Source organism: Longimicrobium sp., from assembly GCF_036388275.1.
Classification (GTDB): Bacteria; Gemmatimonadota; Gemmatimonadetes; order Longimicrobiales; family Longimicrobiaceae; genus Longimicrobium.
On sequence record NZ_DASVSF010000052.1, the window covers coordinates 1 to 12,983 of the forward strand.

A 12,983-nucleotide genomic window follows, 5' to 3' on the forward strand; every position below is an offset into this window, starting at 1 on the left:
ATGAGCGGGCGCAGCAGCTCCCACTGCGAATCGGTCAAGTCTGTCGGATATCTGAGGCTAGTCATGCCAGCCGCATACACCGTCTACTTGTGCATGTTCGCACTTTGTTCGGTTATCTCAACACCCTCTCAGGATGACAGGCGTCGGCGTCACCCTCTACTACCGCGCCGCGCCGGCCAGGCCGCGCGCCAGGTTCACGAAACCCGCACGATACGCCTGGTTCAGCTGCTGCAGGACGCGCTCTTCCAACCACTCGCGGTTCACCTCGCCTTCGCCCCCCGACAAGGCGGCATTCACCGTGTCGATCAGCTCGTCGGCGGTCGCGGGCTCGCGGACGCTCTCCAGGATCACCGCGGCGAAGGGGCTCAACGAGCGCACCACCGGCCAGCCGCCGGTGAACTGGACCAGCCAGTGAACCTCGCCTTCGTCCTCGTCCCCCGGCGGGCCGGCGGCGTCCGCGGCGGCGCGGGCGGCCCAGTCCCACCGGGTGCTCACCACGCGGACCCGGGACGAAAGCTCCACCCGGCCCTCGCGCCAGTCCACCTCCGCCGCGGGAAGCCGGGCCAGCCCGTCGAGGTACTCCGTGGTGAAGTCCGTCACCGAACGGGCCAGCTCGTAGCGCGCACGGTCCACCGCAAACGCGTCTTCCAGCCGCTCGCGCCGCGCCGGATCCGCCACGTCGCGCACGCTTCCGGCGAGCGCCTCGTACACGGCCACCACGTCCGACGTGCGCGGGGCCGGGCCCATGGGCGCCAGCGGCAGGTCCAGCGCAACGCCCATCGCGCGGAATGCGGCCAGCGTGCCGCCGAAGTGCGCGGCGACGGTGCTCTCCTGCTCGCTTCGCCAGCCCTCCTCGCCCACCGTGCCTCCGCGCGACGCCGAAACGTCCGGCGCCTCCAGGAACAGCACGGAGGGCACCCGGGGGTGGGCCAGCCGCAGCAGGAAGTGCCCGATGCCGGCTTCGCCCAGCAGCAGCCCCGGGTCGGAGGCGGCGCCGAGGGTGCCGCAGGGCCAGGGCGACGCGTCCGCCCCCTCGTGGCGCTCGACGCCGGCATAGGCGCTCTCCAGCGCCGGCTCGCGCAGCGACTCGTCGCCCAGCACCTGGGCGGCCACCATCAGTGTTTCGGCGTTGCCGCCGCGGCCGTGGCAGAGCGAGTAGTTGCCGAGGCCGTGGCCGCCCACCGTGCCCACCGTGGTTGCGCAGGCGGCCAGCACCTCGTCGCGGTACAGCGGGTCGCCCAGCAGCTGCCAGGCGCGCACGCGGCTGAGGCCGATGCCCGGCGCCCCGTGGCACCACGCGCTCATGTAGCGCATGGGCTGCGGCTCCAGGCCGCCGCCGGAGCGCAGCAGGTCGCGCAGCTCGTCCACGCGCCCCTCGTACTGGTACTCGCCCAGCTCGGTGTTGCGCAGGTCGGGCCAGTTGCCGTGCTGGGGGTTGAAGAAGGCCCGCTCGTACAGGAACGCTTGCTCGGCGCCGTAGCGGTAGCGGCCGTCCCCCGTGGCGGCGTACAGCTCCAGCAGCCCGTGGCCGATGCCGGCCGCGCCGTGGGCGTAGCCGTTCAAATTGCGGACGGCGCTGTTGCGCATGGTGCCCCACGACCAGCCCTCGGGCTCGCGCGTGGCCGTCACCATCAACTGGTCGCCCAGCCCCCGCGCGATGCCCAGGGCCAACTCCGCGTCCACGTACCGGGTCAGCTGCAGCAGGGCGGGAATGGCCCCGCCGGCCCCGGCGATCACGTCCAGCCCTGTGTCGCGGCTCTCGTTGCCCACCAGCGGCCGGAGAAGGTCTTCGGCCTGGGCGTAGAACTCGGGGTGGCCCAGCCGCTCGCCCGCCCTCGCGGCCGCGTAGGCGATCCCCACGCGGCCGCTGTGGTATCCAAAGCTGGTATCCGGCAGCGACGCGCCCTGACGCAGGGCCAGGCGGATGGCGCCCAGCGCGGTGCGGGCCACGTCGGCATCGCCCGTCACCGCGTGCAGCTCAGCCAGGAACAGCGCGATCCCCGCCGTTCCCTCGTACACCGTGCCGGTGGCGGGAGTGGGGACGGCGCGGCGAGCCGCCGGGTTCGCGCGGTCGGGCTGCATCACGTGCCAGGTGCAGGCGTCGTCCGTCCACCGCGCGCCCTGCACCAGCCGCCGGCCGATGGCCTGTGCCGCTTCCATCAGCGCTTCGGTGCGGGGCTCGTCCGTGCGGTGCTGCGTATCCATCGAGAAACGGTCCTTGCGGGTGCGGAAAAGAAGGATCGGGCCGCGGGGCTCAGGCCTCGCCCACCGCGTCGGGGCTTTGGAGCGCGCGATGGACCAGGTATCCCAGGTAGCTTTCTTCCTGGATGGTGATGCCCAGGCGGTTGTTCATCATGTGCACGTAGCTGGGGACGATGCCCCACACCACCCGCTGCCAGTCGTCCGCCGGCTCCCCGGCCACCTGTACCCGGCCTTCGTCGAACAGGCCCCGCAGCTCGGCCCGGCGCGCGTCGAGCCCCTCGCCGTAGCGGTCCAGCGTGTCGGACAGCTCCTCGCCCTCGTCCATCCGCTCCCACACCTCGTTGACGTACGCCGCGAGGGTGTCGGCCTGCTGCTCGAAACCGCGGTCGAAGGCGCTGATGAACGTCTCGCGCCCCTCGTCTTCGCGGGCGAGCGAGCGCAGGTAGTTGGTGGAGTAGGTGTGGGCGAACGTGGTGGCGCGCTCGCGGGTTTCGCAGAAGACGTGGCAGGCCATGACGGTGGAGAGCAGCCCCTTGCCCAGCCGCGACGACCGCTCGCCGCCCATGCGGGCCAGCAGCGCGTACGCCGCGTCGCTGGAGTCCTGGAACATCCGCTCGGCGACCGCCAGCGCGTCGGGGCCGCCGTAGCGCTGCGTTTCAGGCTCGTACGCCACGCGCGCCAGGTGCGTCACGCCCGGGGGCTGGTCGTCGACGCGGCTGTACGAGGGCGTCTCGGGAAGCTCGTCCACCCGCACGCTCGGATGCGACGCGCGCACGTGCTCCACCAGCGCGGGCCACACGGTCCCTTCGAGCACGTCGGTGCGTCCGTACAGGCGCAGGCGCACGTGCGGCCCGTGCTCGCTGTAGCGGATGAAGAAGTGCTGATCGGCCCAGCCTTCGGCCATGCAGCGGCGGACGAACGGCTCGACGTGCTCGATGACTACCTGGTCGCACTCGGGGGCGTAGATCCAGCCGTTGATGAACAGGTAGACGCTCAGCCAGCCGTGCTCGTGTCGCGGTTCGGTCATGTGGCGTGTGGGTCGGTGGATCACTGGACGTGGGGCGCCGGGGTGCCCCTTCCCCGGGGTTGCCCCTCCCCGCACAAACTACGTGCGGAGAGGGGGGAACTTCATACCGGTTGAGGCTGGCTGTCGTCCATGCCTCGGCGGGGCCCCTCCCCCGTCCCCTCCCCCGGCAAACTGCGCCGGGAGAGGGGGGAACTTCGATTGCGCTTCGGCTGGTTCAGTGCATGCCCGGGCCGCCCCCCATCCCCAGCCCTTCCCCCGCAAACTGCCGCGGGGGAAGGGAGCCAGCCCGGTGCTATGGGCCGAAAGCGGTGCACGGGCGAGACGGGTGGAGGTCTGTGGCACTTCGACGCTGGCCCGCGCATGCCCCGGCTGCCCTCTCCCCCGGCCCCTCTCCCGCAAGCGGGAGAGGGGAGAATTCGATCGCGCTTCCGCGGGCCTGGCGCACCCGACTCCGCATGCAGTCCGCGAAGGCGGACTTCGGGCCGTCGTTGCCGCGAATTCATTCGCCCCAGCAGGGCCGAGGCCTCGCCCACGCCTGGTGTGTACCCCCTCTCCCACGCTGTTTGTGGGAGAGGGTGGCACGCGTGTCAGCGCGGCCGGGTGAGGGCCGCACGGCAGCCGAGGCCCCCGGCTTTGGTGACCGCTGCCGCGCCCTGGCTTGTTCGTGCCCGCGGCTAGATCCTTCGGCCCGCCAGGTACGGCGTTAGGGCGAGTGCGGTGTGGCTTGGCCTCAGGATGACAAGGCCCGGCTGCGTGTCACTAGCCGGTCGCCAGCGCCGGCTCGGATGCGGCCTCGGCTGGGGTCGTGGCGGTACCGGCCGGGAAGGCGAGCTGCACCACCAACTCCGTGACGAACCGGTCGTCGCCGTGGCGCGGCAGGCCGTCCCGGTCCGGCAGGCGTTCCTCGAACACCGCCTGGAACCGCTTGAGCCCCGTGCCGATGCGCCCCAGCATCGCCACCAGCAGCGGGTTTCCGAAGTCCATGAACTGCGGCTTGTAGAAGTCGCGGGACGCCTGCGTGGGCTTCGGCCGCTGTGCGGCGTTTTCATCCGCACCCGCGGCCGCCGGGGCTCCCGCTTCGCCCGCGGCAGGTTCTGCCTCGTGCTCCTGCTCGTCTTCGTGGGCTTCGGCCTCGGCGGCGCCTTCGTATCCCGGGATCTCGTCCACCACCTCAGGCGGCGCCTCGGCCTGGGCGGGCGCGGGCTGGCCCGCGGGCGTCGGGCGCGGCTCCGGGAGGGGGTTGATGCGGAAGTAGCCCGTCTCCGGAATCCCGCTCTCCCGCCGCCAGCGATTGATCCGCACGAAGAATTCGGCCGCGCTTTCGTCCGTGCGGCGCTGGGGAAGCAGCGCCCCCGGCACCGACCAGCGGCGCCGCGTCAGCACCAGGCTGCCTCCGAACGTCAGCCGAGGGCGGTAGCTGATCGTTGGCTGCGTCTGTGCGTGTGAGTGGACGGCATCGGCCGGGGCTGCTGCTGCGGCGACAGTGTCCGCGCCTGCATCGACCGTGTCCGCTCCTCCATCGACGGTGTCCGCGCCTGCAGCCACCGTGTCCGCGCCGCCATCGACGGTATCTGCCCCGCCATCCACCGTGTCGGCGCCGAACGGATTCGCAGCTACGGTGTCCGCGCCCTGGTCTACCGTGTCGGCTCCCTGATCGACGGTATCCGCGCCCTGATCCACCGTATCCGCGCCACCTCCGTCCTGCGCGAATGCGGCGGGGGCCACCTGCAGGCCTTCCACGGTGGCGGGGCGGGCGCCCTGGCCCTGCGCCGGCTGCGAGTGCGACTCGGGAACCGTGGGGGCGAACATCACCGGCGGGGTGAAGCGCGACAGCAGCTGGTACAGCGGCGGACGCATCCGCGGGTTCAGGAAGCCCAGGTCCACGGGGATCACCCGGCGGCCCGTGGGCCCGTGCGCCAGCCGCAGCGCGTACGGATCGTCAGGGTCGGGCTGCACCACGATCTCGCTGCTGGGAAGCTGTGCCTCCGTCGCGCCGCTCTCGCCGGTGGGATAGCTGATCTCCCAGCGCATCAGCGGCGGATGCAGGTTGGCGTTGAACTGCGCGTCGCCGCAGATTTCGGCCAGCATGTCGTCGGTGAGCGCCGCGTTCCACGTCCGCACGTTTTCCTGCACGTCGTCAGGCAGCATGTAGAGGAACCGCGAGAAGTACTTGCCGTACCCCGCCGTGTAGCTGCCGCCGTGCAGCACGAACGACGGCGCGCCGCCCTCCTCCTCCGCCGGCACCAGCAGGCCGAACGCGCCCATGGAGCGCGGCACGCCGCTCACCGTTTCCACCCCCGCCAGCGCCTGGCGAACGTCGTCCGCCGTCAGGTCGACGACCGCGGCATCCGGCTCCGCCGCCCAGCGCTCGCGGATGGCCTCGCCCAGCTGCGTGCGGGCGTCCGAGAGGCTGCGGACGACGTCCAGGCCGAACGGGTTGCCCACGTCGTATCCGCCCAGCGCTTCCCTGCGCGCCCCGGCGCGCTGCTTCGCTTCCTTCTCGACGTGCGCCTTGAAGTGCTCGCGGTAGAACTCCTCGTAGAACCGCAGCAGGGGCACGCCCTGCGAGTCGCCGTAGTAGGTCTGGTAGAAGTGCCGCATGGTGGCCTGCTCGGAGCGGGGCCACCCCAGGCTGGAGGTCAGCCGCGCCCACTCTTCCCAGGCGCCGAAGGCGCGCCGCACGCCGGGCGTGAGCGCGATCTCGGCGCCCGCGGCGGCGGTGGCGTCCTCGTAGAACGGCATGTCGCGGCGCAGCCGGCCGCTGATTTCCATCTCCCCCAACGCGGTTTCGATCAGCGCGTGGATCTCGTCGATCAGCGCGCCGCGCCCGTCCACCGGGGCGTTGCCGTACGCTTCCACCTGCTCGCGAAGGACGACCAGCAGCTGCGACGTGCGGCGGGCGTGCTCGTCGTCAATGCGGTCCAGCAGCTCGCGGAAGGGCAGGTCCCAGTCGGCGTCCTGCTCGCGGATGCCCGTGTGAAAGCGCAGGAACCCGATCTCGACCAGCTTGTCGAGGTACGCCTCGGCCTCTTCCGGCGTGGCCTCGATCTCCGGGTCGCTGCAGAGCGCGCCGATCAGGTCGCCCAGCGTGGGGCGCCCGGCCTGCGCGCACCGGCTGGCGATCAGGTCCAGCACCTCGTTCTCGGCCATGCGCTGAAAGACCTCGCGGCCGTCGATCGCCGTCAGGAACACCAGCCGCCCGTCCTCCTTGCGAAGGGTGGGATTGGGCTCGATGGCCAGCCGGTGCCGCACGGTCGGGCGGGTCTTCAGGTGATCGAAGAGCAGGCCGTACAGGAACTTGTTGATGCGGACGAAGCTGCGCTTGACGCGCGGGTCGCCGGTAAAGCGCATCCGCCCCTCGTCCTGGCCCCCGCCGGCCTCGATGAAGGTGCCGGGGATGACGGCGCAGAAGGTGGCGAACGGCGTGGCCTTGGCGGCCATCCGCGTGTAGTAGCGCAGCAGCCCGCGCTCCGTCTTCTCGTCGCGCCCGCTGAGGGTGCCGCGCTCGGCCGCGGCGTCGTAGCGGCCCAGGTTGCCGTACAGGGCGCGGCTGGAAACCATCAGCCCCTTCCGGAAGTCGCCGTAGCGCACCAGCTCGCGAAAGCGCCGGCGCAGGGCCGTGACCTCTTCGTCGTGCGCGGCGCCGATGGTGGCGTTCAGCTCGCGGGCGCGCTCCAGGTCGGCGACGAAGGCGCGCACCTGCTCGCCAGTCGCCTCGTCCACCGCCGCCAGTGCGTCGTTCACCTTTTGCGTGGCGGGTGCGCGGCCGTTGTACAGCTCGCGCTTGAGGCCCACCAGGCGATTGCGCACCGGCTTTTCCGTGGTGGCGCCGATGGCCTCGAACAGCATCTGCGACACTTCCTCGCGCCGCTCGCCGATGCGCGCCTCCACCTGGGCCAGTTCGTCCAGCAGCGACAGGGTGCGTTCGGCGCGAAGCGTGTCGACCGTGTCGACGGGCGCGCCCGACACGCGGCACACGAAGCGCGGGAACAGGGCGTCGGCCGTGGCGGCGGGCTCGTCCATCCAGGGTTCCATCATCCCGCGGACCGGTGTGCCGGGAGTGCCGGCGTGGAAAGAGGCGTCAATCGGCAGGCGATACCGGCGTGAGCGCCCGGCACGGAGACCGGGGTTGCACAGCGAACCTAATTACCCGCGTCCGAAGCTGGCAAGTACGCGAGCCGCCAACTTTACGACAGGTGTTTCGGACCTCGACTCCAGGGTCGTGCGTCGGACCGCCCTCTCGCGCACACCCCGTCATCCTGAGCCCCATGCGGGCCGGACCGGCCTGAACACCGCGCCTCGCGGGGCGGAGGATCTACCCTGGACTACCTCCAAGCCTGGGCGCCGCAGCATGAGGCAGCTCGCAATCCCGATCGAAGTTCTCCCCTCTCCCGGCGCAGTTTGCCGGGGGAGGGGTGGGGGAGGGGCCTCCCGCGGCATGCAGGGCAGCCCGTCGAACCACCTCGATACTCCGTCCTCCCTGCCCTCCGGGTGAGCCCCGCGTCCGTCCATCCCGGGCTAGTCGCCCTCGCCCAGGACCTCCTCGAAGTTGGCGTGCACCCCCACGGTTTCCCGCCCCTCCAGGTCGCCCAGCATGAAGCAGAAGTTGTCGCTGTGCAGCGGAAAGCGCAGGCGGTAGGCGCGGCGGTAGATGTTGTACAGCAGCCGCAGCACCTCGTCGGCGCCCAGCTCCGTGCGCGGATCGGATACGGGCTCGCGGTACAGCACGTAGCGCGCGTGGCCCCGGCGCGACTGCCAGGGGTGGAAGTACGGCATGTCGAAGGGAATCGCCTCGCCGTCGCGCACCAGCGTCTTCAGCCACGGGCTTTCCTGCCGCACCTCGCCCACGATCCACGCCAGGTCGTGCCCGGTGGTGCGCAGCGCCTCGTCGCGCATGGCCTGCACCACGTGCGCGCGCAGGCGGCGGCCCAGGTGCGCGCCGCGCTGGTCCTTGCGCACGGCCAGGTAGGTGATGAACCCCGCGTTGACGCCCTTCAGGTACACGCCGGCGGCGGCCGCCATCGGCTTGCCGTCGTCGTCCAGGTACGTCAGCAGGTGGTAGTTGCCGCCCGACGGCATTCCCAGGCGCGCTTCCTCCAGCTCCGCCAGCAGCTCGCCCACGGGCTGCACGTCCCCGATGGCGTGGGCGATCAGCTCCAGCGCCTGGCGTGCCAGCGGCTTCCGCTCGTCGTCCAGCACCACCAGGCGCCCGTCCAGGTCATCCATCGGCCCGCTCCTGCACGGGGATGCGAAAAACCCGCGCGGCGTTGCGCCACATCATCCCCTCGCGTTCGTCGTCCGTGGTCTCGAGCTTGGCGGCGAACGCCAGGTAGCTGCCCATGTCGGAGATGGGCCAGTCGGTGCCGAACATCAGCTTCGATGGATTGTTGATGAAGGCCAGGGCCTCGTCGATCTTTCCGGTCACCATCCGCTCGTACCGCGGCTCGAAGGTGCCCAGGGTGAGGCCCGAGATGTCGCCCAGCACGTTCTCGTTCTTGTACACCACTTCCATGGCGTCGACGAACCAGGGATTGCCCATGTGGCAGAGGACGAAGGTGACCTCGCGAAAGTCCACGGCCACGTCGTCCACCTCCATCGGGTGCGTGTAGCGAACCTTGGCCTTGGGGTTGAAGGTGTCGCCCGTGTGCACCATCACCGGCACGTCGAAGTCGCCCGCCAGCTCGTAGATGGGGTGCACCACGCGGTCGTACAGGTGAAAGGGCTGGTAGCCGGGATACAGCTTGAGCCCCTTGATGCGCCGCGTTTCCAGCAGCCGGCGCAGGTGCATCACCTGGTCGCTTCCCAGGTGCGGCACGCTCACGCCGGCCACCACGCTGACGCGCGGGTCTCCCTCCATCAGATCAAGCAGCTCGTCCGTACTGGGCCGGTCGGCGTTGACGGTGTACGACGAGAGCACCACCGCGTGCTGCACGCCGTTGGCGTCCATGTCGGCGTGCAGCTGCGCGTAGCGTTCGGCCAGCGAAACGGGCTGGCTTTCGACGTAGCGGTTGAGGTGCGTGTGGCAGTCGATGATCAACGTGGTCCGGGTTGCGGGTGCGGGCTGGTTGGCTGGCAGGGAGCGTACCACCCTCGCAAGGGTGGGCCGGGGAGTGGATGCGGGATGGGGCACGCGCTATGTTGTCCACCAACCGCGAGGGATGGATACCACCGACCGACAGCAGACAGGATGCGCGTGCTGAACCGCCTTCTTACGCAGAACCGCGAATGGGCGCAGTCGATGACGGACCGCGACCCGGAGTTCTTTTCGCGGCTGTCGAACACGCAGTCGCCCGAGTACCTGTGGATCGGCTGCGCCGACAGCCGGGTGCCGGCCAACGAGATCGTGAACCTGCTTCCGGGCGAGCTGTTCGTGCACCGCAACGTGGCCAACGTGGTGGTGCACACCGATCTCAACTGCCTGTCGGTGCTGCAGTTCGCCGTCGACGTGCTGCAGGTGAAGCACGTGATCGTCACCGGCCACTACGGGTGCGGCGGCGTGCGGGCCGCGCTGCAGAACATGAAGCTGGGGCTGATCGACAACTGGCTGCGGCACGTGCAGGACGTGCGCGACAAGCACTGGGAGCGCCTGGAGCCCCTGTCGGACGACGAGCGCCTGGACCGCATGTGCGAGCTGAACGTGATCGAGCAGGCCTCCAACGTCTGCCAGACCACCATCGTGCAGGACGCGTGGGCGCGCGGCCAGGAGCTGTCGGTGCACGGGTGGATCTACCGCCTGCAGGACGGCGTCATCCGCGACCTGAAGATGACCATCACGAACCCCGACGAGCTGCTGCCCGTGCGCGACGCCGCCGTGGAGCGGCTGGGGGGATAGGCTTCCGCCGGGTGGATGGAACGCGGGCGCGCCCGGCGTGGTACGCCGGAAACCGATCCACGCCGCCGGTTTCCCTCCGGCGGTATCCATCCAGCTCCTTCCGGGAGAGCCACATGATCCGAAACCTGGTGAGTCTCGCAGTCCTCTCCATCGCACTGTCCGCGCAATCCGCATCCGCCCAGCTCTCCTCCAACCCGCCGGCGCGCTCCGACGGCCGCGGCTTTTCGCTGGGAATGACGCTGAGCGGCAGCAGGCTGAGCTCGGCCGTGGAGCAGGGCGCAACCCCCACCCGGAGCGGCCTGGGGCTGACGCTTCGCTACGGCGTCAGCGAAAAGGTGTCGGCCTTTCTGCGGTACGATTACGGCTACCAGCACGGGCAGACGGCGCTGGGCGCGCGCTACACCTTTGGTGATGCATCGCAGCGCCTGCGGCCGTACGTGGAGGCAGCCGCCAGCCGCGGCGTGATGGTGGATGGCGACCGCCACGGCGTGGGTGCCGGCATCGTCGCCGGCGCGGGCCTGGAGTACTCGCTGAGCCGCCGCGTGGCGCTGGATGTGGGCCTGTCGCACTCCGCCGGGCGGTTCTCCCGGATGGTGGCCCCGCACCAGGACCTCGGGCGCGGCAATGGATACTCGTCCACCGGCCTGAACGTGGGCTTCAGGCTGCGGCTGTAGAAAAACCCATCATCGGCGGATCACCCCAGCCCCGGACGCGCACCCGCGCGTGCGGGGTTTTTGCTCGGGTCGAACGTCGACGGAACGGTGCATGGCCAGCCAAGGACGCGTGAATACGGCCATAGACGAGAGATTCCGCAGGAGAACAGACCCCGCCGGCATGGCCGGAGCCGCGACTCGCACGCTGGCGTCAAGTGTAGCTCCACAAAGGACTTCCGCCAGTGCCGAACTGCAGCTATCGTGTGGAGCACGGTTCGGCACTCGGACCGCCGCGGAGGTGTTCAACATCGAGGAATGGACGTGTCGCCGATCATTCTGACAGAGATTTCGGGTACGAAGCGGCGTCTGCGCTTCCGAGACGGAGCCCGGGCTTTTCCCGTCGCCCAAGCGGACGGTCAACTGCTGGTGGTTCACGACGCCGAGTTGGACATCCACGCCTACGGCCAGACCTGCGCCGATGTGCGCTCCGACCTCGTGGAGCAGATCGAAATGATGTGGCTGGAGTACGCGGAGGCAGACGAGGCGCAGCTTACCCCGGGTGCTGCGTCGCTCGGCAGACTGCTTCGCGAACGGCTGGCCGTGCAGGGTGACGATGCGTAAGCAGATCGACGTAGAGGCGGCTCTCCGGCGGAAAGGATTTCGCCAGGTAGACACGCACCACCGCTACTTCGTATATCACACCCAATCAGGGCTCAAGTCCAGGATCAGGACGAAGACGAGCCACGGTGGGCGGGATCTCAACTTCTCGCTTCTTGCGCACATGGCAAAGCAGTGCGGAGTTTCCCGGAACGAGTTTCTGGATCTAGTCGATTGCCCTCTCGACCAGCAAACGTACGAGAAAAAGGTGGCGGGCAGCCTCTGAGCGTTACCCGCACATTCATCGATCCCCCTCTCGAATGGCACTGCAACCCTGCCGCGAATGCGGGGCAAGCGTCAGCACCGGGGCTGTGTTCTGCCCGCGCTGCAGTGTTCTGCAGCCGCTCGTCGTCCATGGTGAAGCCCTTCACCAGGTATTCGCGCAGCCGCTCCGTGGCCCACTGCCGAAACTGCATCCCGCGGGCGGAGCGCACGCGGTAGCCCACGGCGAGGATGGTGTCGAGGCTGTAGTGCTCGATGGACCGCGTGACGCGGCGTTGCCCTTCCGTTCGAACTATTCGGAATTTCCGAACATTTGCGTTTTCCGCCAACTCGCCTTCGGCGTACAGCGCTTTCAGGTGCTCGTTGATGGCGGGAACGGTCACCTGAAACAGCTCCGCCATCAGCGCCTGGCTCAGCCACAGCGTCTCGTCGTGAACCGGCATTCCACGCGTGCCCGGCCCGGTGATTGCCACGCGATGGGCGCTCATCCGCCACTGCCAAGGGAGATCGACGGAATGCTGCTGAACGGAAAGGTGGCGCTGGTGACCGGCGCCTCGCGGGGGATTGGCGCGGCGATCGCGCAGGAGATGGCGGCGCACGGGGCCGCCGTGGGCGTCAACTACTTCCAGAGCCCCGGCGCGGCGGCCGAGGTGGTGTCGTCCATCCAAGGCGCGGGCGGCCGGGCCGTGGCGCTGGCGGCCGACGTGCGCGATCCGGCGGCCGTGCGGGCGATGGCGGACCGGCTGGCGGAGGCGTTCGGCGGCGTGGACGTGCTCGTCAACAACGCGCTTTTCAACTATCGCTTCGATCCCGTCGCCAACCCGCGCTTCGAGATGATGGAGTGGGGCGGCTTCCAGGAGCAGATCGACGGCACGGTGCGCGCCGCCGTGAACACCTGCCAGGCCGTGCTTCCCCACTTCCGATCGCGCGGCGGCGGGCGCATCGTGAACATCCTCACCAACCTGATCACCCATCCCGTGGTGCAGTACCACGCCTACACCACGGCCAAGAGCGCCCTGCTGGGCTTCAGCCGCAACCTGGCGGCGGAGCTGGGGCCGGAGAACGTCACGGTGAACATGATCGCCGGCGGGCTGATCATGACCACGGCGGCGTCGGAGCCCACCACGCCCGAGGTGCAGGAGATCGTGCGCGGCGCCACGCCCCTGCGCCGCCTGGGCGAGCCGCACGACATTGGCCGCGCGGTCGTGGCGCTGGCGTCGGACCTGATGGGCTTCGCCACGGGGCAGTACGTGGCCCTGGACGGCGGCCTGACCATGCCCTGACGCAGAGGGCTGCGCCGCCGCCCCTTTCAGGACGTGAAGATCCCGCTATTGACGGCCCCCGGGGAGGGAACTTACGTATGGGACACGCTCTGATCGCGCGTCCCCCT

At 69.9% G+C, this 12,983-nt stretch carries 9 protein-coding genes and 1 pseudogene; 4 read left to right on the forward strand and 6 right to left on the reverse strand.

Translation table 11 applies throughout. The features are described from left to right. Positions 1–159: 159 nt before the first annotated feature. The 5 genes from VF632_RS10210 to VF632_RS10230 all read right to left on the reverse strand — a co-directional run bounded on the left by VF632_RS10210 (position 160) and on the right by VF632_RS10230 (position 9,266). Positions 160–2,205, reverse strand: a complete 2,046-nt coding sequence (locus tag VF632_RS10210; protein ID WP_331022778.1) for a lanthionine synthetase LanC family protein — start codon at positions 2,203–2,205, stop codon at positions 160–162. Positions 2,206–2,254: 49 nt separating this feature from the next. Beyond that, on the reverse strand, positions 2,255–3,229 hold the full coding sequence (locus tag VF632_RS10215) for a thiopeptide-type bacteriocin biosynthesis protein (protein ID WP_331022779.1): 975 nt from the start codon (positions 3,227–3,229) through the stop codon (positions 2,255–2,257). A 759-nt stretch (positions 3,230–3,988) separates the two neighbouring features. Further along, on the reverse strand, positions 3,989–7,267 hold the full coding sequence (locus VF632_RS10220) for a lantibiotic dehydratase (protein WP_331022780.1): 3,279 nt from the start codon (positions 7,265–7,267) through the stop codon (positions 3,989–3,991). Between the two features lie 480 nt (positions 7,268–7,747). Continuing rightward, positions 7,748–8,455 carry a GNAT family N-acetyltransferase gene (locus VF632_RS10225; RefSeq protein ID WP_331022781.1) on the reverse strand — a complete coding sequence of 236 codons (708 nt, stop codon included), beginning with the start codon at positions 8,453–8,455 and terminating at the stop codon, positions 7,748–7,750. Next, positions 8,448–9,266, reverse strand: a complete 819-nt coding sequence (locus VF632_RS10230) for an amidohydrolase family protein (RefSeq protein ID WP_331022782.1) — start codon at positions 9,264–9,266, stop codon at positions 8,448–8,450. The genes VF632_RS10225 and VF632_RS10230 overlap by 8 nt, the downstream gene beginning before the upstream one ends. Positions 9,267–9,416: 150 nt before the next feature. On the opposite strand from VF632_RS10230, the gene can reads away from it, so the two are divergent. From can to VF632_RS10245, 3 genes are all read left to right on the forward strand, one after another. Further along, positions 9,417–10,061: a carbonate dehydratase gene (gene can / locus VF632_RS10235; RefSeq protein ID WP_331022783.1), complete on the forward strand. Its 645-nt coding sequence runs from the start codon at positions 9,417–9,419 to the stop codon at positions 10,059–10,061. Between the two features lie 113 nt (positions 10,062–10,174). Further along, complete coding sequence (locus VF632_RS10240; protein ID WP_331022784.1) at positions 10,175–10,735, forward strand: outer membrane beta-barrel protein; 561 nt, start codon at positions 10,175–10,177, stop codon at positions 10,733–10,735. Positions 10,736–11,035: 300 nt separating this feature from the next. Next, on the forward strand, positions 11,036–11,335 hold the full coding sequence (locus VF632_RS10245) for a hypothetical protein (RefSeq protein ID WP_331022785.1): 300 nt from the start codon (positions 11,036–11,038) through the stop codon (positions 11,333–11,335). Positions 11,336–11,703: 368 nt separating this feature from the next. Here VF632_RS10245 and VF632_RS28040 read toward each other — a convergent pair. Then, positions 11,704–12,071, reverse strand: a pseudogene (locus VF632_RS28040) (virulence RhuM family protein); the annotation flags it as partial. Positions 12,072–12,108: 37 nt separating this feature from the next. Here VF632_RS28040 and VF632_RS10255 point away from each other — a divergent pair. Further along, a complete protein-coding gene (locus tag VF632_RS10255) occupies positions 12,109–12,876 on the forward strand; it encodes an SDR family oxidoreductase (RefSeq protein WP_331022787.1) in 768 nt (255 codons plus the stop codon). The last annotated feature ends 107 nt before the right edge of the window (positions 12,877–12,983 follow it).

Excerpts from the sequence above, each read along its gene's own strand:
- VF632_RS10210 (WP_331022778.1), bottom strand. The coding sequence starts at position 2,205 with ATGGATACGCAGCACCGCACGGACGAGCCCCGCACCGAAGCGCTGATG.
- VF632_RS10215 (WP_331022779.1), bottom strand. The coding sequence starts at position 3,229 with ATGACCGAACCGCGACACGAGCACGGCTGGCTGAGCGTCTACCTGTTC.
- VF632_RS10220 (WP_331022780.1), bottom strand. The coding sequence starts at position 7,267 with ATGATGGAACCCTGGATGGACGAGCCCGCCGCCACGGCCGACGCCCTG.
- VF632_RS10225 (WP_331022781.1), bottom strand. The coding sequence starts at position 8,455 with ATGGATGACCTGGACGGGCGCCTGGTGGTGCTGGACGACGAGCGGAAG.
- can (WP_331022783.1), top strand. The coding sequence starts at position 9,417 with ATGCGCGTGCTGAACCGCCTTCTTACGCAGAACCGCGAATGGGCGCAG.
- VF632_RS10240 (WP_331022784.1), top strand. The coding sequence starts at position 10,175 with ATGATCCGAAACCTGGTGAGTCTCGCAGTCCTCTCCATCGCACTGTCC.
- VF632_RS10255 (WP_331022787.1), top strand. The coding sequence starts at position 12,109 with ATGCTGCTGAACGGAAAGGTGGCGCTGGTGACCGGCGCCTCGCGGGGG.